The sequence below is a fragment of the Haloterrigena turkmenica DSM 5511 genome (assembly GCF_000025325.1).
GTDB classification, from domain to species: domain Archaea; phylum Halobacteriota; class Halobacteria; order Halobacteriales; family Natrialbaceae; genus Haloterrigena; species Haloterrigena turkmenica.
This window is the reverse complement of sequence record NC_013743.1, coordinates 1,370,083-1,395,763: the sequence shown is the minus strand read 5'-3', so window position 1 is coordinate 1,395,763 and position 25,681 is coordinate 1,370,083. Positions and strand designations below refer to the sequence as shown.

Sequence of the window (25,681 nt, the reverse complement as noted above, 5' to 3'; positions counted from 1 at the left end):
CGGTTCCGCGAGCCGAGGAAAACCGACGGCCGTGACGCCGTCGCCGACGGTCGGGGAACGGAACGGGTGGCTTAAGTCGCTCGGCCGACGTATCCCGGACAACGATGGAATTTTGTGACGAATGCGGTTCGATGATGAAAGCCGACGACGGCCTCTGGAAGTGCGGAAGCTGCGGCTACACTGAACCCAAGGGCGACGCGGATGAGTACGTCGTGACTGACAGCCAGGAGGCCAGTGAGATTATCGAGTCCTCCGGCGAGACCTCGCTGCCCGAGACCGACGCCCACTGTCCCGAGTGCGGTAACGACCGCGCCCACTGGTACATGCAACAGATCCGCTCGGCCGACGAGTCCGAGACTCGATTCTTCATCTGTACCGAATGCGAGCACAAGTGGCGCGAAGACGATAACTGAGCGCCGGCGGCCGTCCCGGCGTCGTCGGCTCGTTGCACGGTCCGACGGTAATCGGCGATCGGAAGGTACCAGAACAACTAGTATTGTCTGACGTACGTTTATGTGTCCAGACAGACCGCTAGAAGGTATGTCGAACAACCGCGTCGAAGAGCTCGAATCGACGGTTGCGGAACTCGAGTCGACGGTGGAGGGACTGACGGACGAACTGATCGAGGCCAAGGAGCGCATTCGCGTTCTCGAGGCCGAACTCGACGCCGAGACGCCGACTCGCGTTCCCAACCGGCGCGTCTCCGAGGGAGAGAGCGAAGCGGACGTCGACGTGACTGCCGAGGCCGAGCCGGACGAGGTCGCTGAGGCCGCGGCCGACGCCGAGCCGGACGAGGAGTCGACGACCGACGAAGCGGAAGACTCAGGTAGCGACGATATTATTGTCGCATAACCGCGTGGTCACGGCTCGGTCGCACCGATATCGCGACCGCGGTGACCACGATTCCCCGCACGGATGGAGGGCGCGCTAAGAGAATGTATATCAAGGCACTCGTTCTGGACAATTTCAAGAGCTTCGGCCGCAAGACGAAAATTCCGTTCTACGAGGACTTTACGGTTATCACGGGCCCGAACGGCTCGGGCAAGTCGAACATCATCGACGCCGTCCTCTTCGCGCTCGGACTGGCCCGTACCCGCGGGATCCGCGCGGAGAAGCTGACCGATCTCATCTACAACCCCGGTCACGACGACGGCGATAGCTCCGGCGGCCCTCGCGAGGCGACCGTCGAGGTCATCCTCGATAATTCCGACGGAACGCTCACCCGGTCGCAGGTCGTCAACGCCGCCGGCAGCGAGGACGTCGGCGATGTCGACGAGATCCGCATCCGCCGCCGGGTTAAGGAAACCGAGGACAACTACTACTCCTACTACTATCTGAACGATCGCGCGGTCAACCTCTCGGACATTCAGGATCTCCTCGCGCAGGCGGGCGTCACGCCGGAGGGGTACAACGTCGTCATGCAGGGCGACGTCACCGAGATCATCAACATGACGCCCCACGCTCGCCGAGAGATCATCGACGAGATCGCCGGCGTCGCCGAGTTCGACGCGAAGAAGGAGGACGCCTTCGAGGAACTCGAGGTCGTCGAGGAACGCATCGACGAGGCCGAACTGCGCATCGAGGAGAAACGCGACCGCCTCGACCAGCTCGCCGACGAACGCCGGCAGGCCATGCGCTACCGCCGGCTGCGCCGCGAGAAGGAGGAGTACGAGGGCTACAAGAAGGCCAGCGAGCTCGAGGAGAAACGCGACGAGCTCGCCGACGCCGAGGAGACGGCCGCCGAACTCGAGGGCGAACTCGAGGACCTTCAGCGCGAACTCGACGAGCGCCAGGGCACGGTCGTCCGCCTCCAGGAGGATCTGGAGGATTTAAACGCCGAAATCGAACGCAAAGGCGAGGACGAACAGCTCCGGATCAAAAGCGAAATCGAGGAGATCAAAGGCGAGATCTCCCGGTTCGAGGACAAGATCGAAGCCAGCGAGGCCGCCATCGAGGAGGCCGAATCGAACCGCCGCGAGGCGTTCGTCGAGATCGACCGCAAGCAGGAGCAGATCGACGACCTCGAGAGCGAGATGCGCGAGCACAAACTCGAGAAGGCCTCCCTCAAGAGCGAAATTCAGGAACGGGCGGCCGAGCGCGACGAACTCGAGGCCGAGATCGAAGCTGTCGACACCGAGTTCGACGAACTGAAGGCCGAACTCGCCGAGCGCAAGGACGACCTCGAGGAAGCGAAAACCGAGAAGAACGACCTCCAGCGCGAGCAGGACCGACTGCTCGACGAGGCCCGACGCCGCTCGACCGAAATCGAGGAGAAGGAGGCGGCGATCGAGGCGAAACGCGAGGAGATCCCCGAGATCGAGAGCCGACGCAACGATCTCGAGCGGGAACTCGAGAAGGCCGAGAAGAACCGCGAGAACATCGCGGGCGTCGTCGACGACCTCAAAAGCGAGAAGCGCCGCATCCAGTCCGACGTCGACGAACTGGACGACGAGATTCAGGCTAAACAACAGGAGTACGCCGAACTCGAGGCCAACGCGGGTGAGAGCGGCGACACCTCCTTCGGCCGCGCGGTGACGACGATCCTCAACGCGGGGATCAACGGCGTCCACGGCGCCGTCGCCCAGCTGGGATCGGTGCCGGGCGAGTACGCCGTCGCCTGCGAGACCGCGGCGGGCGGACGCCTCGCGAACGTGGTCGTCAACGACGATGTCGTCGGCCAGCAGTGTATCGACCACCTCAAGTCGCGCAACGCGGGTCGGGCGACGTTCCTCCCGCTGACGGACATGAGCCAGCGCCGACTCCCGTCGGCGCCGAGCGATCCGGGCGTCGTCGACTTCGCGTACAACCTCGTCGACTTCGACGACCAGTTCGCCGGCGTCTTCTCGTACGTGCTCGGCGACACCCTCGTGGTCGAGGACCTCGAGACGGCCCGTTCGTACATGGGCGACTACCGCATGGTCACCCTCGACGGCGACCTGGTCGAGAAGAGCGGCGCGATGACCGGCGGTTCCGGCAGCGGCTCCCGGTATTCCTTTACCGGCGGCGGCGAGGGCCAACTCGAGCGCGTCGCCAAGCAGATCACCGAACTCCAGGAGGAGCGCGAGTCCCTCCGCGAGGAGCTACGCGACGTCGAAGAACGGCTGGACGACGCCCGCGACCGCAAGACCGACGCGACCGACGAGGTGCGGTCGATCGAGAACGAACGCGAGAATCTCGAGGAAAAGCGAGACACCATCGAGGCCGAGATCGAGGCCCTCGAAGAGGACCTCGACGATCTGGAGGACGAACGGGAGTCCGTCGACGAGCGGATGACCGAAATTTCCGGGGAGATCGAGGAGAAGACCGCCGCGGTCGAGGAGATCGAGGCCGACATCGCAGACCTCGAGACCGAACTCGAGGACTCGAAGATCCCCGAACTCACCGCTCAGATCGAGGAACTCGAGGCCGAGATCGACGACCGCGAGGACCAGATCGCCGACCTCGACAGCAAACTCAACGAGCTGAGCTTGGAGAAGGAGTACGCCGAGGACGCCATCGAGGACCGCCACGACGAGATCGAGGCGGCCCAGAACCGCAAGGCCGAACACGAGGAGCAGATCGAGGAGTTCGAGGACGAAATCGAGGCGAAGGAAGACAAACTCGAGGAGAAACGCGAGGCCGTCGCGGAGCTAGAGGAAGAGCTCACCGAACTCAAGGAAGAACGTAGCGAACTCAAGGACGAACTCGCCGACGCGCGGGCCGAACGCGACCAGCAACAGGACCGGGTCAACGCCGTCGAGAGCAAACTCGAGGACTGTCGCAACCGCGTCAGCGACCTCGAGTGGGAGATCGAGAGCCTCGAGTCGGAGGTCGGCGACTACGACCCCGAGGACGTCCCCGACCACGAGACCGTCCTCGAGATGATCGACCTCCTGGGAGCAGATATGGAGGCGATGGAGCCGGTGAACATGCTCGCGATCGACGAGTACGACGAGGTTCGCAGCGACCTCGAGGAACTCGAGGACGCGAGGGCGACGCTGGTCGAGGAGGCGGAGGGGATCCGCGACCGGATCGAGCAGTACGAGACCCAGAAGAAGGCGACGTTCATGGACTCCTACGACGAGATCGCCGCGCAGTTTACCGAGATCTTCGAGAAGCTCTCGGAGGGGACCGGCACGCTGCACTTAGAGAACGAGGCGGACCCCTTCGACGGCGGGCTGACGATGAAGGCCCAGCCGGGCGACAAGCCCATTCAGCGACTGGACGCGATGTCCGGCGGCGAGAAGTCGCTGACCGCGCTGGCGTTTATCTTCGCGATCCAGCGGCACAATCCGGCGCCGTTCTACGCCCTAGACGAGGTCGACGCCTTCCTCGACGCCGTTAACGCCGAGCGCATCGGCGAGATGGTCGACGAACTCGCCGACGAGGCCCAGTTCGTCGTCGTCTCCCATCGCTCGGCGATGCTCGACCGCTCCGAGCGGGCCATCGGCGTCACGATGCAACAGGATAACGTCAGCGCCGTCACCGGGATCGATCTGAGCGACGGCGAAGACGCCGGTGGTGAGGAGGTGCCTGTTAGTGACTAGCGAGCCGCCACGCGGCTCGGAGAATGCGAGCGCCGAAGGCGCGAGCAGAGAGTCGCCACGCGACTCCGAAAAGCCGAGCGATGCGAGGCGCGAACGAAGCGACCCGAGAGACGGTGATCACGACGAGTTCTATACGGACGGGGGACGGGACGATATCCCCCTGAACATCACCGGTCACGAGGAACGGGAGCCGCCCGGAGAATCGAGTTCGGAGACGGACTCGAGCGCGGGCGACACGCCTCGAGACGCCGAGTCAGAGGCGTCGGTCCTCGAGTTCTCGGAGGACGAGGCGTCGGACGCCGATGTCGACGCGGACGAAGCGGGTGACGATGCGGACGACGACGAAGTCGAGCCCGTCGAGTTACTGGTGCAACTCGCCAAGGACGGCGAGATCGATCCGTGGGACATCGACGTCGTACGGGTGACCGACAAGTTCCTCGAGGCGATCGAGGACGCCGACCTGCGCACGTCAGGGCGGGCGCTGTTCTACGCGAGCGTCCTCCTCCGGATGAAAAGCGACGAACTGTTCGCCACCGACGAGCCCGAGGAGGAGGAACTGCCGCCGTGGGAGGCACCCTTCGCCGACGAGGGAGCGATGGAACCCGAGGGCGACGACGGCGGCGCGCACCCGCCCGGATTCGACCCCGTCGAGAGCCTCGAGGCCGAGATGGAACGGCGCCTCGAGCGCAAACAGGCACGCGGCAAGCCAGAGACGCTGGACGAACTCGTCCGAGAGCTGCGGTCGGCCGAGCGCGACTCCTGGTGGAAGGAATCGCGCAGTTACGACACGAGCGAGTCGCCCCAGGGGTACGATCGGGGCGTCCAAGAACTCGACTACCACGCCAACGACGACTTCCGGGTCGACGACGAACCGACCAGCGACGACGTCACCCACACGACCCACGAGGAGGACATCGAGGCCGTCATCGACGACGTCGAGGCAGAACTCGAGGTCCAGTACGACGAGGGCCGCGAGGAGGTGCTGTACGCCGAAATCGAGGCCGTCGGCGGGACGCGCGTGATGACCTACCTGGCGCTGCTCTTTCTCGCCCACCGCGGCCGGATCCGTCTCGAGCAGGACGACCTGTTCGGCGACCTCTGGATCCAGAATGCCGCCGCGGAGACGGACGCGGACGAAGCGATCGCTGACTGAGTCCGACGGCGCCACTCGTGACAGCGGGGTGAAAATCTGCCACAAACGTTTACCAGTCGCTGTCCGAACGTCGAGTCGATGGAACGGCCCGACGACGCAGTGATCCGCATCCACGTCGAGATATTCGCGCTGATACGGCGGCTGCTCCCCATCGCGATCCTCGTCGGATCGTTCGCCGGGCCGATGACCGTCGCCGAACCGCGCGTCGCGATGTGGTACTCGGCAGCCCTGTTCTGCGTGAGTCTGTTCGTCCTCTGGACGCTCGAGGGGCTCCCGCTGTATCCGGCCCACACGTTCGGGCTGGAGTACCGCTTCGAGGATCGGCCGCTCGAGTCCGGGACCCAGCGCTGCGTCCACTGCGAGCGGGTCATCGACGACGGCGTGCACCGCCGCTACGCCCGGCAGGTCGTGATTCTGGGCGTCCCGCTCTACACGCTCGCGTGGGGCAGCAACGACATCTGTCGGGACTGTCTCGGTATCGGGGCGGGCGCGGGGCGCGCTCCCGGGTGGACGCAACACCCGGACGCCGGCCGCGCCCGTCACACGGTCGGCGACGCCGGGCGCGGACCGACATCGGAGTACGGCACGGTGACGGCCGAGGCCACCGTATCGCGGTCGAACTCGACGCCGGCCGGCGGCGCCGCGACGGTCGACGAGACCGATCCGAACGACTGGCAGCGCGACGACTCCGGTTCCGGCCCCGGAACCGAGATCGCTCGGCGCGTCGATCTGAGCGACCGAACGGCCGCACTCGAGGTCGAACGCGCCTTCGAGGACGGACGACCGTAAGTCCGCGGGGACGCGAGAGCGAGCGGCGGATCGACGCGGATCGTGCCCGAAGGTATCACACCTCGCGAATGATCAAGTCGCTCGGGAGGTTGTGATGAGGTATGTCCTCCGGCTCAGCGCCGGACGCGAGCAACCTCACCGACGGGTCGCTCGTCCGGCCGATGTTCGAACTGGCGTGGCCGCTCGTGGTCATCCAGTTGCTACAGGTCACCTACAACGTCGGCGACACCTTCTGGCTCGGGGCGCTCTCGCCCGACGCCGTCGGCGCGGTGAGTCTCGCCTTTCCGCTGCTCTTTCTGGTGATCTCCGTCGGCGGCGGCTTCACGACCGCGGGCTCGATCTTGCTCGCCCAGCACACCGGCGCCGAGAGCGGCGAGGGCGGTCTGATCGCTGGCCAGACGATCTCGTTCATCTCGATCGTCGCGGTCGCGCTCGGCCTCATCGGCTTCGTCGCGACGGACTCGATGCTCGCCGCGTTGCCCGCCGATCCGGAGACCCAGGCCGCGATCATCCCGCTCGCCGCCGACTACCTGCGTATCTTCTTCCTCGGGATCCCCTTCGTGTTCGGCTTCTTCGTCTTCGCCGCGCTCATGCGGGGGTACGGCAACACCCGCGCGCCGATGCGGGTGATGGTCGTCAGCGTCCTGCTCAACCTCGTCATCGATCCGCTATTGATCTTCGGCGTGGGACCGCTTCCAAGCCTCGGTATCGCCGGCGCGGCCGTCGCGACCGTCTTCTCGCGGGGGCTGGCGACGGCCATCGGCTTCTACCTACTGTACTACGGCGACGTCGGCCCCGAGATCCGCCCGGAACATCTCCGGCCCCGGCTCGAGTACGTCACCGAAATCGTCCGTCTGGGCGTCCCGACGGCGCTCGAGCAGTCGATGTCGGCGCTGGCGCTGGTCGCGATGACGGCGATGGTCGTCACCTTCCAGCCGGCGGTCGTCGCGGCCTACGGGCTGGGCAACCGGCTGATCTCGCTGGCCTTCCTGCCGGCGATGGGGATGGGACAGGCGACGGACTCGATCGTCGGTCAGAACCTGGGCGCGGGGAAGGGCGACCGCGCCGAGAGAGCGACGCGGATCGCCGGGGGCACTATCGCGGGGATCATGGCCGTCGCGGCGCTGCTGGCCGCACTCTTCCCGGAACCGTTCGTCTCGGTGTTCGTGACGGCCGAGGAGGCGGGTCGCGCGGAGACGATCGCCTACGGCTCCACTTACCTCCGGTTCGCCGCGGTCGGCTTCGTCTTCATGGGCGTCATGCAGGTCGTGCTGGGCGCCTTCCGCGGCGCCGGCAACACGAAGACGGCGCTGGCCTTCTCCGTGCTGGGCCTGTGGCTCGTCCGCGTCCCCGTGACCTACGCCCTGCTGTTCGTCGCCGAGTGGGGGCCGCGGGGGATCTGGACCGGCGTCGTCGCCGGCGACATCGTCGGCGCTATCGCCGCCGTCGCGTGGTTCTCGCGGGGCACGTGGAAGGGATCGCTGATCGACGAGGACGAACCGGGTGAGGCGGCGGACGGGACGGGCCGAGCGACCGACGCCGAGTGAGGGGTCGAGCGGTTCGTTCTCGCCCCTCCGGACGCCTCAGAGGTTGCGCTCGATCGTCGAGCGCAGCTGACGTTCGAGGTCGGTCGTCGTCGCGTCGAGCGAGAGGCGCTCGTGGCTCTCGTCGGCGTCGAAGTGTTCGGCCAGCAGACCGCCGCGGCGGTCGACTTCGACCAGCAGGTCGAAGCCCTCGCCCTCCGGCAGCGGAACGATCTCGAGTTCATCGAGTTCGCCGGCGAACGGGCCCGATCGGGGGACGAACTCGAACTCCTGGACGAACCGGTGGTTCGAGAACAGCGACTCGCTGGCCTCACACTTTGCAGTCCGGAGCGTAAACCCGAGCGACTCGACGGCGTCAAACAGCGTTCGGCGGAGCGGATCCGGCTCGATCTCGACGGGATCGGTGTCGTCCGGATCGACAGCCCAGTCGATGTCGAGGCCGGTGTCGAGCCAGACCTCCGTCTTCCCCATCGTCACGGGCGTGTGGTAGGGCACGTCGATCGACACGGAGAACGACCTGTCCTCGTCGGGTTCGATCGTAAACGGGTCCGCGATGCGGAACGAGTCGATCGTCCCCGTCCGCGCGCTCTCGTCGGTCTCGTAGCGCGTCTCGAGCGCGAAGTAGATGCCGTCGACCTCCTGCGCGTCGTTCCCGCCGGTGACGTCGACGCGCGCGTCGACGGTTTCGCCCGCCGTGAGCGTCGTCGGAAGGATCGTATCGACCGTTGCTGCCCCGATACCGAGGCTCGATAGGATACGTTTCATACGCCGACTACGTCACAGTCGATTGATATCTACCTTCTCATCGGGACGCGTCTCGCGGCGGCGACTGCGCTCGCGCCGGGCGACGCCGCGTCGATCGCGTCAGGACGACCGTCGCTCGTCGTGATCTATCGTCGATCGGTGACTAGATAACCGGGGTCAAGCGCGCGGGCGAGAGCCAAGTCCCCCACTTCTGGTGACAAGCCAATGTGACTGCATGCCAAACCATTTTGGAAAACGGCTCAAGCGATCACGCGGTGAACGGGTGGATATGCTCACGAACAGGGAGTCGACCGAGACCGACGGCGGCCTGAAACAGTTCCTGGTCCAGTGCGAGGGCTGTTCGTTCGAACACACGGCCGACGACCGAGACGAGGCGATGGCGATCGGCACCGACCATCAACAGAAGACGCGACACGAGGTCGTCGCCCTCGAGGTGCCGCCGGCGCTCCGGCGGGCGTAAGCCGCGTCGAATCTACGACCGACCGATCGACGCTCGGACGCGGTTTCGGGACCGGAGCGAACGGCGGCGAGCGAGCCTCGAGGGACACGTCCGTCGGCGTCCGGCACGACGATTGAAGAGGGAGGACTCGGAATCCCTCGTCGATGGTCGACAAGGACGTCGTCCGCCGAGGATACGACGAACTGGCGGAAACGTACGCCGCCGAACGATCAGAGGAGGATCGCGAGCGGGCGGCCCTCGAGGCGTTTTTCGAATCGCTGCCGGCGTCGCCGACGGTTCTCGACGCCGGCTGCGGACAGGGGACGCCGGTTCTGCAGCGGGGAAGCGAGGACGGAGCCGTAGCGGCGGTCGGCATCGATTTCTCTCGGGAGCAGCTCGAACTGGCAGCGGCGAACGCACCGATGGCGTCGCTCGTTCAGGGGGACCTGACGGACCTGCCCTTTCACGACGGCGTCTTCGACGCCGTGATCGCCCTCCACTCGTTGATTCACGTGCCTCTCGACGATCACCGGACAGTCCTCGAGGAGTGCGCGCGGGTCCTACGGCCCGGCGGGCGGGTACTGGTCTCCGAGGGACTGGAGGAGTGGCGCGGCGAGAACCCGGACTGGCTCGAGACCGGGGTCGAAATGCAGTGGCACGTCGCTGGGGCGGCGACGACGCGAACGCAGTTGCGCGAGACGGGGTTCGAAATCGTCGACGAGCGGGGCGTCTCCGGGACGCTATGCGAGGACGAACGCTGGGTGTACGTCGCGGGGCGACTCGAGAACTAGACGGACTCAATGGCTCGCTCAGTCGGCGGCCAGCGTCCACTCTCCGGGGCCGGCCGACTCGAGGACGTCGCGTCGCTCCATCTCGGTCAGCACTTCGGGAATGCGGTCGGGCTGGGCGATCTCCATCTCGATGCGGTCGATCCCGTGGAACTCGGCGAGGTAGTGGCGAATCTCCTCCCGGGTGAACGACTCCTGCTCGGCCTGCTCCATGACGCTGGAGACGAGGTCGACCATGTCTTCGATGAAGTTCCAGGGGTAGACGATCCAGGTCCACTCTTCTAGGTGTTCGCCGACGTAATCCGGCTGGTACTCGCTGGTGCCGAGCAACTGCAGCGTCGCCGTGCGGACCTCGCCGGCGTCGCGGTCGGTGACGTACTCGTGGGCGCGCTCGATGGAGCCCCCGGTGTCGGCGATGTCGTCGATGATCAGGACGTCCTTCCCCTCGACGCTGCCCTCGGGCATCGGGTACCGAACGGACGGCTCGCCGCTCTTCTCGGCGGTGCCGACGTAGTGTTCCATCTTCAGGCTCGTCAGGTCGTCCAACCCGAGGAAATCACAGAGACACCGACCTGCGAACCAGCCGCCCCGGGCCAGCGCGACGACGACATCGGGTTCGAACTCGTCGTCGCGGACCTCGTCGCTGACGTCGCGACAGAGGCCGTAGATGTACTCCCAGGTAGTGATCGTACAGTCGAAGTCGTCCGGTAAGTCGGACATCGTGTTTCAGGACGTACCACGGATCAGCGGCGCTTAAACGATGCGTATTCGGACGATTCGCGCCGATCGGTAACACGTTCCTCGTCGACGGCTCCCCCGGTTGGACCGCCAGTCGGTCGATTACTCGAGTGTGACCGTGACGGCCGGCCCGCCGTCGACGGTGACGTCGAACCCGTCGTAGGAAAACGAAACGCGTCGTGTCGCCCCCGGTTGCGACGACGCCGACTCGAACGTCGCATCGAGCGCGTCAGGTTCGATCGCATCGTACAGCGGCGGGATCGCCGTGGGGTCGGTCTCCGACGCGGATGCGACAGCTTCGACCACGGCGAGCGACGGCGCCTTCTCGGGCGAGAAGACGTACGTCTGTTCGTCCGTCGAGCTATTTCCCCCAATATCGTTTCGATGATGTTCCGTCGCCATGGATTGCCTTGCGAAGTGGCCAACACCATACTATAAAAAACCACGTGGATTCGAATTAATCGTAACTATCGTTCATCGCCATCTCAGCGTCGCTATCTGACCGTTAGCTATTCCGACTACCGTGATCGGTCGCACGAACGACCGACGTAGCGGCGGCGGAGTTCCTCGTTCGATCACCGTCACCTCCCGTCGAACGGTGACTCCCGTCGTCGCACGGCTCCCGTTCGAACGTCTCCCAGCGCAAGCGCTATATAACTCGATGATACAACCTAGTTATCGATGGCGCGAACCCAGATCCAAGCCGCCCGCGAGGGGACGGTCACCGACGCGATGGAGCGAGTCGCCGAGCGCGAGAACCGCGACCCGGAGTTCGTCCGAGAGCAGGTCGCCGACGGACAGGCCGTGATTCCGGCGAACGTCAACCACGAGTCGCTCGACCCGATGATCATCGGCCGCGAGTTCGCGACGAAGGTCAACGCGAACATCGGTAACAGCGAGGAGACCAGCGACCTCGAGACGGAACTCGAGAAGCTCCACACCGCGGTCCACTACGGCGCGGACACGGTGATGGACCTCGGCACCGGCAGCGACTTGGACGAGATCCGCGAGACCCACGTCGAACACTCGCCGGTGCCCCTCGGGACGGTGCCGCTGTACGAAGCCGTCAAGCGGGCCGGCGGACCCGAAGAACTGACGAAAGACCTGCTGCTCGAGGTCATCGAAAAACAGGCCGAGCAGGGCGTCGACTACATGACGATCCACGCCGGTATCCTCGCCGAACACCTGCCGCTGACCGACGGCCGCAAGACGGGAATCGTCTCGCGGGGCGGTTCGATCATGGCCTCGTGGATGGAGACCCACGGCGAGCAGAACCCGCTCTTTCAGGTGTACGACGAGATCTGCGAGATCTTCGCCGAGCACGACGTTACCTTCAGTCTCGGCGACAGCCTCCGGCCGGGCTGTCTGGCCGACGCCTGCGACGAGGCCCAGTACGCCGAACTCGACACGCTGGGCGAACTCACCCGCCGCGCCTGGGAATATGACGTCCAGGTGATGGTCGAGGGCCCGGGCCACGTCCCGATGCACAAAGTAGCCGAGAACGTCGAGCGCCAGCAGGAGGTCTGCGACGGCGCCCCCTTCTACGTCCTCGGGCCGCTGGTGACCGACGTCGCGCCGGGCTACGACCACATCACGAGCGCCATCGGCGCCGCGATGGCGGCCCAGGCCGGCGCCGCGATGCTCTGTTACGTCACGCCCAAAGAGCACCTCGGCCTGCCCGACGAGGAGGACGTCCGCGACGGCCTCGCGGCCTACCGGATCGCCGCCCACGCGGGCGACGTCGGCAATGAACGGCCGGGCGCACGCGACTGGGACGACGCCCTTTCGGAAGCCCGCTACGAGTTCGACTGGCGCGAGCAGTTCGACCTCGCGCTCGATCCCGACCGCGCTCGCGAGTACCACGACCAGACGCTGCCCGGTGACAACTACAAGGAGGCCCGCTTCTGCTCAATGTGCGGGGTCGAGTTCTGCTCGATGCGGATCGATCAGGACGCACGCGAGGGCGGTGAGATGGAGTCGCTGACGAGCGACGAGGACGGCGGTACCGACCTCGAGGCCTCGCCGGCTGCCGAGGTCAACCGGCCGCCCGTGGGGACCCACGAGTCGGGCGACCTCCCGTCGGTCAGTGACGGCGAACGGGTCGAACAGCCGGGCGACGACTGAGCGACCGCTCCGCTCGAGCGGGCGGGCGGCGACCGGCTCGAGGCGTCGTGACGATGACCGAGGATTGATACGTCGTTCGGCCCACCACCGTCGTATGGACACGATCCGGACCCTGCAGGTCGACGCCTTCACGGACGAGCCGCTGGCCGGGAACCCGGCCGGCGTCGTCCCCGACGCGGGCGGGCTCTCGGACGACCAGATGCAGTCGATCGCCGCCGAACTGGCCGTCAGCGAGACGGCGTTTCTCCGCCCCAGCGAGACGGCCGACTACCGAATTCGCTACTTCACGCCGACTCAGGAGGTCGATCTCTGTGGCCACGCGACGATCGGTTCGTTCGCCCACCTCCGCGACGAGGGCCTCGAGGCCGGCACCTACGCGCTCGAGACGAACGTTGGCGAACTCGAGATCGAGGTCGACTCGGATGGTACGGTCTGGATGACCCAAGACGAGCCCCGCATCCGCGAGGTCGACGTCGGCTACGACCGGGTCGCCGACGCGCTCGGCGTCGACGCGGCCGCCCTCGAGGGGGCGAGCGACGACATCCCGCTGGCGGTCTCCTCGACCGGCCTCCCCTTCCTGATCGCGCCGATCACGTACCTCTCGGATCTCGGGAGCGCCGAGCCCGATATGCGGGCGATCGAGGAGCTCACGGACGAGGTCGACGCGACCGGCGTCTACTGCTTTACCTTCGACGCGCTCGGCCGGGAGTCGACCCTGCACGGCCGGATGTTCGCGCCGGGAGCCGGCGTCCCCGAGGATCCGGTCACGGGCACCGCCAGCGGCGCCGTCGGCGCCTACCTCGATCGCTTCGGCGCGTTCGACGACGACTTCCCCGAGGAACTCCGCCTCGAGCAGGGCCACTACGTCGACCGTCCGGGGCAGGTCCGCGTTCGGATCGGCGAGGACGTCCGCGTCGGCGGTCGCGGCGTGACGGTGCTCGACGGCTCGCTGGCCGTCCCCGAGGACGAAGACGACGACATCCTCGAGGCCTGAACGGTGCGAAAAACGGTTACCGATCGCTCACTCCCGGCCGGTCGGCTCGTTGCTAGTCGCGTTTTCGGACGAAACGAACGGAGACAGGGCAGTTGCGGCCGACCCGCCAGTACGGAAGTAGAAGTGACTGTCCGCTCAGTGCAGTCGACGGTCAGCGCGTCTGCGTCACCGTCTCGTCCATGTTCTCGAGCGCCGACAGCGCCGCCTGCAGGACCTTGCGTTCGCTCCGGCGGAGGTTCATCGAGACGGCCGTCTTCGAGACGTCGAAGTGGTTCGAGAGCTCCTCGAGGGTCGTCGCCCGTGGCGTCTCGTAGTAGCCCTCCCGGGCGGCCGTCTCGAAAGTCTCTCGTTCGGTCTCGGTCAGCGACCGACAGCCCTCGAGCAGGCGGAGCGCGCTGTCGGAATTCTCGAGGAGGTCGAACAGTTCCGTCGGGCCGAACTGGTCGCGGTCCGCGACGGTGTAGTCGTTGTGGCGCTCGAGTTCGGCCAACGCGTGATCCTCGTCGGCGTCGTCGTCGAAGCCGACGTGCCACCGCTCGTGGCCGTCCTCGATGTGGAAGGGGCCGGTGATGTAGCCGCCGTTTCGCTGGATCGTCCGCATCGCGTTGGTCTCCTCGATCGTCGTCCCGATCTCGGCGACGTTCTCCCGCTTCGAGAGGATGTAACACTCGCGCATGTTCGGGTGGTCCCGAAGCGCGTGGAGCCCGTCCTCGAGGGCGCCCGTCGACTCCCCCCGCGCGATGAGTCGGGTCTCGAGCTGTTCGTCGTCGGTATCGAGTTGCCACTGGACGGCCGAGAAGGCGATCTCGACATCGTCGGTCGTATCGATGAACGGGCAGTCGTACTGGCGCATGTCGATATCGAGATCGATCATTCCTAGCGAGTGAACCACACACAGCGTATTAATATCTTCACCCGTTCGCGAGCGCGATCCGCTCGAAATCGGAGATTACCGATCGAAATCGGCCGGCACTGATCGGCACCGCGACGATCGAAGCGCCTCCTCGAGCGCCCGTTGATATGTTAACGCGCGTCTTTTAGCGCGTTCCGAGGGTAGCCATACGAAATGTCACAGGACCAGGTGACGCCACCGACCGTGACCGCCGAGGAGATTCACCGGATCGACGACGACGCCTTTACCGACCGCAACGTCTGTCTCGTGACCGGCGCCGGGTCGGGGATCGGTCGCGCGACCGCGCTCGCCGCCGCCGGGAACGGCCTCACCGTCGCGGCGACGGACATCGACGAGGACGGCCTCGCCGGGACCGTCGACCGGGGCGAAGAACTCGGCCTCGAGGGCGACATCGAGACGGTCGTCGGCGATCTGACCGAGGACGACGACTTAGAGCGGATCGTCGACGAGGCGGCCGAACTGGGCGATATCAAGTACCTCGCTAACGTCGCCGGGATGCAACACATCGACTCGATCGAGAACTTCCCGATGGAGACCTACGATACGATGCACCGAATCATGCTCCGGGCGCCGCTGTACCTCTCGAAGCTCTGCATTCCGCACTTCCGGGAGACCGAGGACGGGCGGGGCTGCGTCGGCAACATGGGTTCGGTCCACGGCCACTACGTCACCAGCGACAAGGTCGGTTACAACGTCTCGAAGTTCGGCCTGCGCGGCCTGACACAGTCGATCGCCGCCGAGGGCGAGGGGGAGATTCGCGCCTACTCGATCAGCACCGGCTACGTGAAGACGCCGCTGGTGACCGATCAACTCGAGGATACCGCCGAACAGCGCGGGATCTCGGTCGACGAGGTGATCGAGGACGTCATGCTCGGCCAGTCCCGCGTCAAGGAGATGATGGAACCGATCGACGTCGCCAACCTCTTCCTGCTCGGCTTCTCGGATCTCGGCCGACACCTCGACGGCGGCGACCTGTTGTTTGATGGTGGCATGACCCTTACCTACGAGTAACAATGTCCGACGCAACAGATCCGGCCCTCGAGGACGTCGACGAGATCGTCCACGACCCCAGCCGGGAGTTCGTCGAGTCGACGAACGTCTACGATTTCATGGAGACGTACGGGATCGACGACTACGACGAGCTCATCGAGCGGACGACGAGCGAGGTCGACGGCGAACCCGAGAGCGGCGTCGACTGGTTCTGGGACGAACTCGTCGACTACCTCGGGATCGAGTTCTACGACGAGTACGACGAGATCAGAGACGACAGCGAGAGCGAGGCGCGAAGCGCCTCGGACGATGCGAGCGGTGAAACCGCGAGCCTCGGTGGACCGCAGTTCACCGACTGGTACCCCGGCGGCGAGATCAATATCGCCCACAACGTGCTCGACCGTCACGCCGCCGTCGACGAGGAGCGACGCAACAAAGTGGCGACGATCTGGGAGGGCGAGGACGGCGAGATTCGGGAGGTGACCTACCACGAATTGCGCCGGCAGTCGAACAAGGTGGCCAACGCCCTCGAGCAGCGGGGCATCGAGACCGGCGACACGGTCGGCCTCTACATGCCGATGGTGCCCGAGGTCGTCTCCATTCTGTACGGCTGTTTCAAGGTCGGTGCGATCGCGGTCCCCATCTTCTCGGGCTTCGGCGTCGACGCGGCCGCGACCCGGATCGCGGACTCGGAGTGCTCGGTGCTCTTCACGGGCGACGGCTTCTATCGGCGCGGCGATCCCGTCTTCCTCAAGTCCGCCGCGGACGAGGCGATCGAGGAGGCCGGTCACGTCGAGCACACGATCGTCTTCGATCGGTTGGGATCCAGCGACCGCCACAGCGAACGCGAGATCCCCTGGACCGACGACCGCGACGAGTGGTGGGTCAACGCCGTCGAGACGCAACGCGACGAGTACGAGACGAAGTCGCTGGACTCGAGCCAGGAGTCGATGCTCCTCTATTCGTCGGGGACGACGGGCAAGCCCAAAGGGATCGTCCACACCCACGCGGGCGTGCAGGTCCAGTGCGCCAAGGAGGTCTACTTCGGGATGGATCTCAAGCCCTCGGATCGGTTCTTCTGGGTTTCGGACATCGGCTGGATGATGGGGCCGTGGACGCTCATCGGTACCCACACTTTCGGCGGCACCGTCTTCATGTACGAGGGCGCGCCCGACCACCCCGAACCCGACCGCTTCTGGGAGATGATCGACCGCCACGAGCTGACGCAGTTCGGCATCTCACCGACGGCGATTCGAGCGCTGCGCAAGCACGGGGACGACTGGCTCGAGGGGCACGACCTCTCGTCGCTCCGGCTCCTCGGGTCGACGGGCGAGCCGTGGGACCCCGAATCGTGGCGCTGGTTCTACGAGAACGTCGGCGGCGGCGAGGCGCCGATCATCAACATCTCCGGCGGCACCGAGATCTGTGGCTGCTTCCTGATGCCGATGCCGACCCAGCCGTTGAAGCCCTGTACGCTCGGCGGTCCCGGACTCGGCATGGACATCGATATCGTCGATCGGGACGGGAATTCCGTCAGGGAGGACAACCAGCGGGGCTTCCTCGTCGCGCGGGACTCCTGTCCCTCGATGACCAAGTCGCTGTGGTCGGGCGACGAGCGCTACCTGAACGAGTACTGGTCGACCTTCGAGGACCCGCCGATGTGGAACCACGGCGACTGGGCCCAGAAGGACGAAGACGGCTTCTGGTTCCTCCACGGGCGGGCCGACGACGCGCTGAACGTGGCGGGGCGCAAAGTCGGCCCCGCTGAAGTGGAGGGCGCGCTCATCGACCACGAAGCCGTCAACCAGGCCGCCGCCATCGGCGCGCCGGACGAGACGACGGGGACGGCGGTCGTCACCTACGTCATCCTCGAGGACGGCCACGAGGAATCGGACGACCTCAAGGAGGAACTGCGGGCCCAGGTCGGCGAGGAACTGGGCAAACCGTTCCGCCCGCGCGAGATCCTGTTCGTCGACGACCTCCCGAAGACCCAGTCGGGCAAGATCATTCGCCGGGCCATCGAAGCCACCTACACGGGCGAGGACTTGGGCGACATGAGCAGCATCGAGAACCCCGAGGCGCTCGAGGAACTCGAGGCGGCCAGATAGCGCCGCCCCGCTCGGCGCCGGCGCGATGTGATTCGAGGCGGGGGCGGAGCGACCGTACGGACGGCGCGCTCGAGGCCGTCCGGACGCCCGTTTCGCGGACGGCCGAACGCGCCGTTCGCCGCTATCGATTGTATTCACACTCGAGTAGTAGGCTCAATAACACTTTTCTGAAGGACCCCAGTAGGAATCGTATGGAATCCCCGCTTACCCGTCGAGAAACCCTCGGAGCGATCGCCGGCGCCGGCGCGGTCGGCGCGGCCGGCTGTCTCGACGTCCTCTCCGACGATCAGACGCGGCTCGAGGGCTGGCCGTCGTACCGATACGACGCGGCGAACTCGGGCCGAAACCCCGACGCGGCTGGGCCGAACGGCGACCTCGAGACCGCATGGAAACAGGATCTCGAACCGCCCGGCGACGGCTACCCGAGCGAGCTCTCCTGTCCGTTCGTCCTCGGAGAGCGGGTGATCGTCGCCTTCGACTTCGACGGCGGCGTCAGCCGAGAGACGCACGTCATCGCCGTGGACCGGGAGACCGGCGAGCAAGACTGGAGCGAGACCTTCGAACTGGCTCCTGACGGGAGCAACGCGGCGACCGCGATGCCCAGCCGAACGCTCGAGTCCGACGGGGTCGCGGTGTACCTCGTGACTCTCGACGGAGGGCCCACCCTCCGGGCCCTCGATCCGGAGAGCGGCGACGAACGCTGGCAGGCGTCCATCGAGCGGCAGCTCTACTCGCCGCTGACGGCCGACGGCGGCTCGCTGTACGCCGGCGAGCGGACCTACGCCGTCTTCGACGCCGACGACGGCGACCTCGAGCGCCGGTACGAGTGGGAACGCGACGGCTCGGTCCAGCGGTTAACGAACGAGTTTCCGCCGACGGTCACCGAGGACGTCGTCTACGCCAGCGTCGCGGACACGCTCCGCGCCACGGACCGTGACGACGGCTCCCTGCTGTGGTCGGCCGAGTCCCCGTTCGATTCGAAAGTCGACGACGGCGGGGTCCCGCTCACCCAGCCCGTCGTCGGGGACGACGCCGTCTACGCGATCGCCGGCGATTCCGTCAGGGCCGATGCCGGGGGCGGCATCGTCGCCCTCTCGACGAATGACGGCGATCAGTTGTGGTCGTTCCAGCCGGACCCGACCGAGTCCGACGCCGACGGGAACGGTCCGTCCGCGTCCCGGTCCGGCGTCGCCGGACTGCCGCTCGTGTTCGAGGAGTCGGAGACGATCTGTGCAATCGGGTTCGAGGGGGGCGAGCGGACGTTCTTCGGACTCGAGGCCGAGGACGGATCCGTCCGCTGGGATCTGGACGGGATCGTCGCGATCGATCCCGCCGACGGATCGACGGTCGGGTCCGGGACGCTCGATCTCGGCGAACGAGCCAATGTTGCGCACACGCCGGCGATCGCCGACGACCGCCTGTACGTGAACACCAGCGAGGGCGCGGTCGCGATCGGTCCCTGATCGTCGGGCCGTTGGGGACGACGTCCGCGGAACTGTCCCGTTACGTGTTCCCCTCGCGGACCCGAATCGTCTCCGATGGCTGACCACTGCGAGCGGACCGAGGAGGCCCTCGAGGGGATTCGCATCCTCCACGGACCGGGCGAGGCCTTCGTGCATCTCGATTCCCTCCATCGCGAAGGAGCGGTCGCCGTCGAAGACGGGTCATATCGACCCTCAGACACCTCCCGCAACTGAAGTCGTGGACTTTCGCGCTGCTCCCGCTGTAATCCGAGTCTTCACCGGTCCGTCGGTTCGAAAAACAGCCGGACGAACATCTGCTCGACGGATCGGAGGTGATCGAGCAGGGTCGACGTCGAAATGTCCAGTTCCGTCGCGAGTGCATCGGCCGTGATCTCGCGCGGCCACTCGTAGTATCCCGCCTCGTAGGCCGCCGTGAATACCTCTCGCTGGCGGTCCGTGAGCCGCTCCGACAGCACCCGTTTGTACTGTCGGTGACCGAACAGCGGGGTGACGGACGACTGCTCTCGCTTCGCCCGTAGCTCCGCGTCCGGATGCGAATCGAGGAACGCGTCGACGATCTCTCCCGCGTCCTCCGACGGCGGTATCTCCGCGCTGATACGCCCACGTCCGTCGGTGCTGTACACTTCCCGCGGTAACGCTCCGCGCTCGCACAGGAAGACCGCGGGACAGTTACGGCTCACTCGAAACTCGAAGAGGCTCTCCGATTCGTACTCGTCGAGCAACGTCGGTTCGGCCGACTCGTGGGTCCTCGCGATCTCGAGGACGCGCTCGGACTCGACGCCGCTCACCTCGAAGAATTCGGCGTACGATCCCGCACTGCGCGGGAGTATCTCCTCCAGTGCGGCTCGGCAGCCGTCGATCGTAGAGATACCGACGAACGGATACTCCGCGTTCGAGAGGGAGAATTCGACCCGCGTGAAACTCTCCGGTTCCGATACCGGTTCCTGAGTACTCATCGTCGGTGACTCTGCTGGCGAGAGGGTTAAATTCTAGCCATACCGGGTATCCGGGCCGGAAGCATACCGGTCGTATGGGCGAGTCGATACGGGATCCCGCGGTCGGATTCCCGATACTCGAGTACACGGTCGGCGAGGAGGAGACGAACAGCGACGTCGTGCTCCGGGCGGTCGCGGCGGTCTCGGACACGGAGCTCACCGACTTACCGCCGCTGTACCACGCGGTTCCTCCCGGCGATCTGAACGCGGTATTTCAGTCCGATCGGGCCCGGGGTCAGTTGCGATTCAGGTACAACGGATACGTGGTCGACGTCGACGCGCAAGGAACGGTCGCGATTTACGAACCGGTCGAGAACGCTGACCGGCGTTGACTCTCGCCCGCGCTGGCTCGAAGCCGTCGGCACGGCAGTCGTTACGTTTTACCCCGCCCGGCCCGAATCGAGGCCCAATGACTGCCCAGACCGTCCAGCAGGGCGACCTCGTGACCGTCATCGGCCTCGAGGTCCACGTCCAGCTGGAGACCGACACGAAGATCTTCTGTGGCTGTGCGACCGAACAGACCGACGAGCCCAACGAGAACGTCTGCCCGGTCTGTCTCGGCCTGCCGGGCGCGCTGCCCGTCTTGAACGAGGCCGCCGTCGAGGCCGCCGTCAAGATCGGGAAGGCGATCGACGCCGACATCCCCGAGGAGACTCGGTTCCACCGGAAGAACTACTACTACCCCGACCTGCCCAAGAACTTCCAGATCACCCAGTACGACGAGCCGATCTGCGCCGACGGCGAACTCGAGGTCTCCGTCGAGGGCGAGCGCCGCACGGTGGCGATCGAACGGGCCCACTTAGAGGAGGACCCGGGCAGCCTCCAGCACGTCGGCGGCGGTGGCGGCATCGATTCGGCGGAGTACACCCTCGTCGACTACAACCGCGCGGGGACGCCGCTGATGGAGATCGTCACGGCGCCGGACTTCCGCAGCCCCGCGGAGGTGCGGGCCTTCCTGGCCGAACTCGAGGAAGTGCTCGAGTACCTGGGCGTCTTCGACGCGGAACGCGACGGCAGCCTGCGCATCGACGCCAACCTCTCGATCATCCCCGAGGAGGAGATCGACGGCGACGACACCGACGAGATCGGCGAAGAGGCGCTGGCCGCGGCCAACCGCACCGAAGTCAAGAACATCTCGAGTCACAAGGGCGCGGAGAAGGCCCTGGCCTACGAGGAGACGCGCCAGAAGAACGCCATCCAGCGCGGTCGCGCGGTCGAACAGGAGACCCGTCACTGGGACGAGTCCCGCGGGATCACGGTCTCGATGCGCTCGAAGGAAGAGGAGAAGGACTACCGGTACTTCGAGGAGGCCGACCTGCCGCCGCTTCGCGTCTCGGGCTGGAAGGACGAGATCGCGATTCCGGAGCTCCCCTCGGCCCGCCGCGAGCGATTCCAGGAGGAGTACGGCCTGAGCGAGGAGGCCGCCTCGAAGCTCACCTCGACCAAGCAGGTCGCCGACTTCTACGAGGACGTCGCCGGCGAATTCGACCCCGACCTCGCGGCGACGTGGGTCGCGGACAACCTGCTGGGCGAACTCAACTACCGCGACATGGAGATCACGGACATCGCGGATCGCCTCGAGGAGGTCTCCCGCCTCGTCGAACTCGTCGCCGAGGACGAGATCACGGCGAAAAACGCCCGCGAGACCGTGCTTCGATCGATGCTCGACGACGGCAACGCGCCTGACGAGATCGTTGAACAGGAAGGGCTGGGCAAGACCGGCGAGGACGAGGTCCAGCAGGCCGTCGTCGAGGCCATCGACGAGAACCCCGACGCCGTCGACGACTACGAGTCCGGCGACGACGGCGCGATCAACTTCCTCGTCGGGCAGGTCATGCAGAAGACCGGCGGAAGTGCTGACCCCGGCGACGTCAACCAGTTGCTGCGGGCCGAACTGGACGGATAACCGCCGAACGCGAGCAAAGAGAACGTTCGGCTTCTTTGCGATCTGAACTGAGAACCCAGTGTACGGTGGCGCGCGCTGTCGGTCAGCCGAGCGACAGCGAGGGTGACCGACGAATTCGCGCGAGGTCTTCGTGAGCGTAGTGAACGAAGGCGTGTCAGAACTCGTTCTGACAATGGACGAGCGACCAGCGGGAGCGAGTCGGCTGGGGAGGGCGTGGCGATTCCCCGTCGCCACGGGAGCAAGATGCTTCTCTCTACTCCCCGCTCTGATCGAAATGGCGAGCGATATACATGCTTGTAGACCGGTCTGCTCGAGGCACTGGTGACGAAACGAAGCGTCTTGCTATCGTGGCGACAAGGGATTCCACGCCCCTCCCCAGCCGACTCGCTCGTTCCCGTTCGGTCACTTGCTCGTCCCTCGCGCAGTGTCATCGACCGCCCTCGCGAGGCTCGGTCGGTCGACAGTACGCGCCACCGCAGGGTCCCTCGTTCGGTCTGGAGCGATACCGAGTTCAGCAGCGCTTACTATCCCATCGAGGACTCCTCGCGCTTCGGCGCGGGGAGGACGTCAAGAGGTTTTGACGGCAGCGCCGGTCCCGTCGCCCTGGGGCGTGATGATCGCCTCGAGGTCGTCGTGATCGACGAACGTCTCGTTGAACGCTCGAAGCGCGGCCGCCGACGAGCCGTACTCCCCTCGATAACGTCGGTTTCGGTGTCCGCGGCCGCAGCGGCGACCCGACCGCTGCGAAGGAGGTTGCCCGCGACGACCATCCCGCCCGCCGTCAGCAGCGGCAGCGACTCGGCCAGGTACTCCTCGTACTCCGACTTGATGGCGTCGAGGAAGACGAGATCGAACGGGCCGTCGAGTCGAGGCACCGAAAATCGCTCGTCCGACCTCGCAGCCCGGTGAATTATGAACGATCAGCAAGTTGTGTCCAGATATGGATCGAATACGGCTGGGTAACGAGGAGTTCGAGGGCCGAAACAACGCCTACATTCTCGTCGACGGTGAGACTCCGGAGGTGTCTCGTGACGGCGGCGACCTCGTGCTCGTCGATACCGGAATCGCGACGCCAGGCGTGCGCGAGGACTTGCGGGACGGACTGGCCGAGCGCGGCTACGCGTTCGCGGACGTCGACGACATCGTGCTGACGCACTTCCACGTCGATCACGCGGGACTGGCCGGCGAGATTCAGGCCGAGAGTGACGCGACGGTCTACGTCCACGAGGCCGACGCGCCGCTGGTCGCGGGCGACGCCGACACGATGGCCGCCGTCGACCGGCGTCGCAAGGAACTGCTCGAGGAGTGGGGCGTCCCCGAGGACGCGCGGGCCGAGTTGCTGGAGTTTCTCGAGGCGGCGTCGACCATCGAGGGCGAGCCAGCCGACGTCACGCCGATCGCGGACGGGGACGTCCTCGAGGTCGGCGGCTATCGACTCGAGACGGTTCACGCGCCGGGTCACGCGGCGGGACTCTGTTGTTTCGAACTGGACGGCGGCCGCGAGGCCGTCGTCGGGGACGCCCTCCTGCCGGTGTACACGCCCAACGTCGGGGGCGCCGACGTCCGCGTCGATCGGCCGCTGGCGAAGTATCTGACCACGCTCGAGCGATTAGCTGACCGCGACTACGATCGCGTCTGGCCCGGCCACCGGGATCCGATCGAGGACCCGACCGCCCGCGCCCGCGAGATCATCGACCACCACCGCGAGCGGGCCGAGAAAGTCGTCGACGTGCTCGACGAGCACGGCCCGGCCGACGCCTGGACGGTGAGCGACCACCTGTTCGGCGACCTCGAGGGGATCCACATCCTCCACGGACCAGGCGAGGCCTTCGCCCATCTCGATCACCTCCGTCACGAAGGAGCGGTTACCGTCGACGACGGGAGGTACCGACTGGTTACCGAGAGCGTTTCTCCGGAAGAGATCGTCTGAGGCGTCTACTTCCGTTCGATTTCGGCGGCCGTACGATCTTGGTAGTAGGTAGTGACTCACACGCTTCCACTAGTCGTTCGATCTTTGCTAACTACCCTCACCTTTATTGTTGGAGAATCTGAAGTGTTGGGTGAGAATCGGTAACAGAGTGACAGTCAATGGATAACGACGATAACAATACGCTCAGATCAGATAGAACTGGTAAAATGTCCGTCGGGCGTCGGCGGTTCATCGGCGCCGCGGGTGCCGGCGCCGTGGCGACGACGTTGGCCGGCTGCATCGGGAGTGGCGACGACGAGGGGGTTACGATCGGTCATCTCGCTCCGCTGGAGAACACGCAGGGGATCGGCTCCGAGCGGAGCGCCGAACTGGCCGCCGAAGAGATCAACGAAGACGGTGGGATTCGAGACGAGGACATCGAAGTCGTCAGCGCGAACACGCGCTCCGATCCGTCGACGGCCCAGGACGAGGCGTCGCGGCTGATCAATCAGGAGAACGTCGATCTACTCGTCGGCACGTTCTCCAGCGAGGTCTCGCTCAACATCATGGATATGATCGCCGAGAACGACGTCCCGTACATCGTCACCGGGTCGGCCTCGCCGGCGATCATCGAGAACTCGACCGGCTCGGACTACGAGGCGAACAAGAACATCTTCCGCTCCGGCCCGATCAACTCGTACTTCCAGGCCGAGGCGATGGGCGGCTACGCCGACTACCTCTCGGACCACCACGGCTGGAACTCGTTCGCGTATCTGGCGGACGACGCCGCGTGGACGGACCCGTTCACGAACAACCTGCCGGGCGAACTGGAATCGCGGGGCTACGACGTCGTCTACGAGTCCGAACTGTCGACCGGGATCGACGATTTCAGCACGGTGATGGACGATCTCGAGTCCGAAGAGCCGGACGCCGTCTTCCGATTCTTCGCCCACATCATCGCGACCGATATGCTCGCGAGCTGGCACCAGCGCCAGGCCGAGTTCGGTATCGAAGGGATCCACGTCGCCTCGATGACGCCCGACTTCTACGAGCTCTCGGAGGGGGCCGCGACCTTCGAGACGACCTCGCAGTCGGGCGCCGCCGGCACGACCGACATCACGGAGAAGACGCTCGACTTCGTCGACGCGTACCAGTCGTTCACCGAGGACGACGGCGACGCACCCGACCTCCCGATGTACATGGGGTTCAACACCTACGACGCGATCTACCTGTACCGGGAGGCCGTCGAGGAGGCCGGCACGGCCGACTACGAGAGCGACCTCGACGCCATCGTCGACGCGATGCTGGGGCTGGAGTACACGGGGACCGCCGGCGAGATCTCGTTCTACGGCGAGGGCGACGACTACCCCCACGACGTCCAGGAGGAGCGCGGCGAGAACGACGAAATCACCAACTTCCCGATCACGCAGTGGCGCCCCGAGGACGGCCTCGAGTGCGTCTACCCCGAACAGTACCGGACGGCAGACCACATACAACCCGAGTGGATGGGCTAGGC

At 65.9% G+C, this 25,681-nt stretch carries 24 protein-coding genes; 18 read left to right on the top strand and 6 right to left on the bottom strand.

Going from position 1 to position 25,681, the window contains the following annotated elements; genetic code table 11:
* Positions 1–104 precede the first annotated feature (104 nt).
* The 6 genes from HTUR_RS06590 to HTUR_RS06565 all read left to right on the top strand — a co-directional run bounded on the left by HTUR_RS06590 (position 105) and on the right by HTUR_RS06565 (position 8,015).
* Entirely contained in the window at positions 105–413 is a 309-nt protein-coding gene (locus tag HTUR_RS06590; RefSeq protein WP_008896588.1) for a transcription factor S, read from the top strand.
* 127 nt (positions 414–540) lie between these two features.
* Complete coding sequence (locus HTUR_RS06585) at positions 541–852, top strand: DUF7518 family protein (protein WP_012942536.1); 312 nt, start codon at positions 541–543, stop codon at positions 850–852.
* An 83-nt stretch (positions 853–935) separates the two neighbouring features.
* The gene (smc, locus tag HTUR_RS06580; protein WP_012942535.1) at positions 936–4,526 is read left to right on the top strand and encodes a chromosome segregation protein SMC; all 3,591 of its coding nucleotides are present in this window, start codon (positions 936–938) and stop codon (positions 4,524–4,526) included.
* Positions 4,519–5,679, top strand: a complete 1,161-nt coding sequence (locus tag HTUR_RS06575) for a segregation and condensation protein A (RefSeq protein ID WP_012942534.1) — start codon at positions 4,519–4,521, stop codon at positions 5,677–5,679. Before smc ends, HTUR_RS06575 begins: the two co-directional genes overlap by 8 nt.
* Before the next feature lie 78 nt (positions 5,680–5,757).
* Positions 5,758–6,468, top strand: coding sequence for a hypothetical protein (locus HTUR_RS06570; RefSeq protein ID WP_012942533.1), 711 nt, complete (start codon positions 5,758–5,760; stop codon positions 6,466–6,468).
* 101 nt (positions 6,469–6,569) lie between these two features.
* A complete protein-coding gene (locus HTUR_RS06565) occupies positions 6,570–8,015 on the top strand; it encodes an MATE family efflux transporter (protein ID WP_012942532.1) in 1,446 nt (481 codons plus the stop codon).
* Positions 8,016–8,051: 36 nt separating this feature from the next.
* On the opposite strand, the gene HTUR_RS06560 is transcribed toward HTUR_RS06565, so the two are convergent.
* Entirely contained in the window at positions 8,052–8,777 is a 726-nt protein-coding gene (locus HTUR_RS06560) for a sporulation protein (RefSeq protein WP_012942531.1), read from the bottom strand.
* 268 nt (positions 8,778–9,045) lie between these two features.
* Here HTUR_RS06560 and HTUR_RS06555 point away from each other — a divergent pair, with 268 nt between their 5' ends.
* Positions 9,046–9,237 (top strand): hypothetical protein, encoded by a 192-nt coding sequence (locus tag HTUR_RS06555; RefSeq protein WP_012942530.1) that lies wholly within the window; start codon positions 9,046–9,048, stop codon positions 9,235–9,237.
* Positions 9,238–9,380: 143 nt separating this feature from the next.
* Complete coding sequence (locus HTUR_RS06550; RefSeq protein WP_012942529.1) at positions 9,381–10,007, top strand: class I SAM-dependent methyltransferase; 627 nt, start codon at positions 9,381–9,383, stop codon at positions 10,005–10,007.
* An 18-nt stretch (positions 10,008–10,025) separates the two neighbouring features.
* Here the strand turns inward: HTUR_RS06550 and HTUR_RS06545 are convergent, their stop codons facing one another.
* Together HTUR_RS06545 and HTUR_RS06540 are read right to left on the bottom strand one after the other, a co-directional pair.
* Positions 10,026–10,724 (bottom strand): phosphoribosyltransferase, encoded by a 699-nt coding sequence (locus HTUR_RS06545; RefSeq protein WP_012942528.1) that lies wholly within the window; start codon positions 10,722–10,724, stop codon positions 10,026–10,028.
* Positions 10,725–10,844: 120 nt separating this feature from the next.
* Positions 10,845–11,144, bottom strand: coding sequence for a HalOD1 output domain-containing protein (locus tag HTUR_RS06540; RefSeq protein WP_012942527.1), 300 nt, complete (start codon positions 11,142–11,144; stop codon positions 10,845–10,847).
* A gap of 279 nt (positions 11,145–11,423) precedes the next feature.
* On the opposite strand from HTUR_RS06540, the gene thiC reads away from it, so the two are divergent.
* Together thiC and HTUR_RS06530 are read left to right on the top strand one after the other, a co-directional pair.
* The gene (thiC, locus tag HTUR_RS06535; RefSeq protein ID WP_012942526.1) at positions 11,424–12,866 is read left to right on the top strand and encodes a phosphomethylpyrimidine synthase ThiC; all 1,443 of its coding nucleotides are present in this window, start codon (positions 11,424–11,426) and stop codon (positions 12,864–12,866) included.
* Positions 12,867–12,960: 94 nt separating this feature from the next.
* On the top strand, positions 12,961–13,860 hold the full coding sequence (locus HTUR_RS06530) for a PhzF family phenazine biosynthesis protein (protein ID WP_012942525.1): 900 nt from the start codon (positions 12,961–12,963) through the stop codon (positions 13,858–13,860).
* A 151-nt stretch (positions 13,861–14,011) separates the two neighbouring features.
* Here the strand turns inward: HTUR_RS06530 and HTUR_RS06525 are convergent, their stop codons facing one another.
* Entirely contained in the window at positions 14,012–14,734 is a 723-nt protein-coding gene (locus HTUR_RS06525; protein WP_012942524.1) for a helix-turn-helix domain-containing protein, read from the bottom strand.
* A 192-nt stretch (positions 14,735–14,926) separates the two neighbouring features.
* Here HTUR_RS06525 and HTUR_RS06520 point away from each other — a divergent pair, with 192 nt between their 5' ends.
* The 4 genes from HTUR_RS06520 to HTUR_RS26655 all read left to right on the top strand — a co-directional run bounded on the left by HTUR_RS06520 (position 14,927) and on the right by HTUR_RS26655 (position 19,568).
* Positions 14,927–15,784, top strand: coding sequence for an SDR family NAD(P)-dependent oxidoreductase (locus HTUR_RS06520; protein ID WP_012942523.1), 858 nt, complete (start codon positions 14,927–14,929; stop codon positions 15,782–15,784).
* A 2-nt stretch (positions 15,785–15,786) separates the two neighbouring features.
* Positions 15,787–17,871, top strand: a complete 2,085-nt coding sequence (locus HTUR_RS06515) for an AMP-binding protein (protein ID WP_012942522.1) — start codon at positions 15,787–15,789, stop codon at positions 17,869–17,871.
* 191 nt (positions 17,872–18,062) lie between these two features.
* Entirely contained in the window at positions 18,063–19,334 is a 1,272-nt protein-coding gene (locus HTUR_RS06510) for an outer membrane protein assembly factor BamB family protein (protein WP_012942521.1), read from the top strand.
* A gap of 75 nt (positions 19,335–19,409) precedes the next feature.
* A complete protein-coding gene (locus HTUR_RS26655) occupies positions 19,410–19,568 on the top strand; it encodes a hypothetical protein (RefSeq protein WP_394298202.1) in 159 nt (52 codons plus the stop codon).
* Positions 19,569–19,609: 41 nt separating this feature from the next.
* Here the strand turns inward: HTUR_RS26655 and HTUR_RS06505 are convergent, their stop codons facing one another.
* Positions 19,610–20,311, bottom strand: a complete 702-nt coding sequence (locus HTUR_RS06505) for a helix-turn-helix domain-containing protein (protein ID WP_012942520.1) — start codon at positions 20,309–20,311, stop codon at positions 19,610–19,612.
* 74 nt (positions 20,312–20,385) lie between these two features.
* Here HTUR_RS06505 and HTUR_RS06500 point away from each other — a divergent pair, with 74 nt between their 5' ends.
* Positions 20,386–20,682, top strand: a complete 297-nt coding sequence (locus HTUR_RS06500; RefSeq protein ID WP_012942519.1) for a HalOD1 output domain-containing protein — start codon at positions 20,386–20,388, stop codon at positions 20,680–20,682.
* Positions 20,683–20,759: 77 nt separating this feature from the next.
* Complete coding sequence (gatB, locus tag HTUR_RS06495) at positions 20,760–22,256, top strand: Asp-tRNA(Asn)/Glu-tRNA(Gln) amidotransferase subunit GatB (protein WP_012942518.1); 1,497 nt, start codon at positions 20,760–20,762, stop codon at positions 22,254–22,256.
* Between the two features lie 524 nt (positions 22,257–22,780).
* Here the strand turns inward: gatB and HTUR_RS06490 are convergent.
* A complete protein-coding gene (locus HTUR_RS06490) occupies positions 22,781–23,131 on the bottom strand; it encodes an O-methyltransferase (RefSeq protein ID WP_226377487.1) in 351 nt (116 codons plus the stop codon).
* 65 nt (positions 23,132–23,196) lie between these two features.
* Here HTUR_RS06490 and HTUR_RS06485 point away from each other — a divergent pair, with 65 nt between their 5' ends.
* Both HTUR_RS06485 and HTUR_RS06480 read left to right on the top strand, forming a co-directional pair.
* Positions 23,197–24,186 (top strand): MBL fold metallo-hydrolase, encoded by a 990-nt coding sequence (locus HTUR_RS06485; protein WP_012942517.1) that lies wholly within the window; start codon positions 23,197–23,199, stop codon positions 24,184–24,186.
* Positions 24,187–24,344: 158 nt separating this feature from the next.
* Positions 24,345–25,679 carry an ABC transporter substrate-binding protein gene (locus HTUR_RS06480; protein WP_012942516.1) on the top strand — a complete coding sequence of 445 codons (1,335 nt, stop codon included), beginning with the start codon at positions 24,345–24,347 and terminating at the stop codon, positions 25,677–25,679.
* The last annotated feature ends 2 nt before the right edge of the window (positions 25,680–25,681 follow it).

Bases quoted from the DNA above. Each gene is read 5' to 3' on its own strand.
- HTUR_RS06550 (WP_012942529.1), top strand. From the start codon at position 9,381: ATGGTCGACAAGGACGTCGTCCGCCGAGGATACGACGAACTGGCGGAA.
- HTUR_RS06555 (WP_012942530.1), top strand. From the start codon at position 9,046: ATGCTCACGAACAGGGAGTCGACCGAGACCGACGGCGGCCTGAAACAG.
- thiC (WP_012942526.1), top strand. From the start codon at position 11,424: ATGGCGCGAACCCAGATCCAAGCCGCCCGCGAGGGGACGGTCACCGAC.
- HTUR_RS06520 (WP_012942523.1), top strand. From the start codon at position 14,927: ATGTCACAGGACCAGGTGACGCCACCGACCGTGACCGCCGAGGAGATT.
- smc (WP_012942535.1), top strand. From the start codon at position 936: ATGTATATCAAGGCACTCGTTCTGGACAATTTCAAGAGCTTCGGCCGC.
- HTUR_RS06565 (WP_012942532.1), top strand. From the start codon at position 6,570: ATGTCCTCCGGCTCAGCGCCGGACGCGAGCAACCTCACCGACGGGTCG.
- HTUR_RS06530 (WP_012942525.1), top strand. From the start codon at position 12,961: ATGGACACGATCCGGACCCTGCAGGTCGACGCCTTCACGGACGAGCCG.
- HTUR_RS06585 (WP_012942536.1), top strand. From the start codon at position 541: ATGTCGAACAACCGCGTCGAAGAGCTCGAATCGACGGTTGCGGAACTC.
- HTUR_RS26655 (WP_394298202.1), top strand. From the start codon at position 19,410: ATGGCTGACCACTGCGAGCGGACCGAGGAGGCCCTCGAGGGGATTCGC.
- HTUR_RS06570 (WP_012942533.1), top strand. From the start codon at position 5,758: ATGGAACGGCCCGACGACGCAGTGATCCGCATCCACGTCGAGATATTC.
- HTUR_RS06505 (WP_012942520.1), bottom strand. From the start codon at position 20,311: ATGAGTACTCAGGAACCGGTATCGGAACCGGAGAGTTTCACGCGGGTC.
- HTUR_RS06540 (WP_012942527.1), bottom strand. From the start codon at position 11,144: ATGGCGACGGAACATCATCGAAACGATATTGGGGGAAATAGCTCGACG.
- HTUR_RS06525 (WP_012942524.1), bottom strand. From the start codon at position 14,734: ATGATCGATCTCGATATCGACATGCGCCAGTACGACTGCCCGTTCATC.
- HTUR_RS06560 (WP_012942531.1), bottom strand. From the start codon at position 8,777: ATGAAACGTATCCTATCGAGCCTCGGTATCGGGGCAGCAACGGTCGAT.
- HTUR_RS06545 (WP_012942528.1), bottom strand. From the start codon at position 10,724: ATGTCCGACTTACCGGACGACTTCGACTGTACGATCACTACCTGGGAG.
- HTUR_RS06485 (WP_012942517.1), top strand. From the start codon at position 23,197: ATGGATCGAATACGGCTGGGTAACGAGGAGTTCGAGGGCCGAAACAAC.
- gatB (WP_012942518.1), top strand. From the start codon at position 20,760: ATGACTGCCCAGACCGTCCAGCAGGGCGACCTCGTGACCGTCATCGGC.
- HTUR_RS06480 (WP_012942516.1), top strand. From the start codon at position 24,345: ATGGATAACGACGATAACAATACGCTCAGATCAGATAGAACTGGTAAA.
- HTUR_RS06500 (WP_012942519.1), top strand. From the start codon at position 20,386: ATGGGCGAGTCGATACGGGATCCCGCGGTCGGATTCCCGATACTCGAG.
- HTUR_RS06510 (WP_012942521.1), top strand. From the start codon at position 18,063: ATGGAATCCCCGCTTACCCGTCGAGAAACCCTCGGAGCGATCGCCGGC.
- HTUR_RS06515 (WP_012942522.1), top strand. From the start codon at position 15,787: ATGTCCGACGCAACAGATCCGGCCCTCGAGGACGTCGACGAGATCGTC.
- HTUR_RS06590 (WP_008896588.1), top strand. From the start codon at position 105: ATGGAATTTTGTGACGAATGCGGTTCGATGATGAAAGCCGACGACGGC.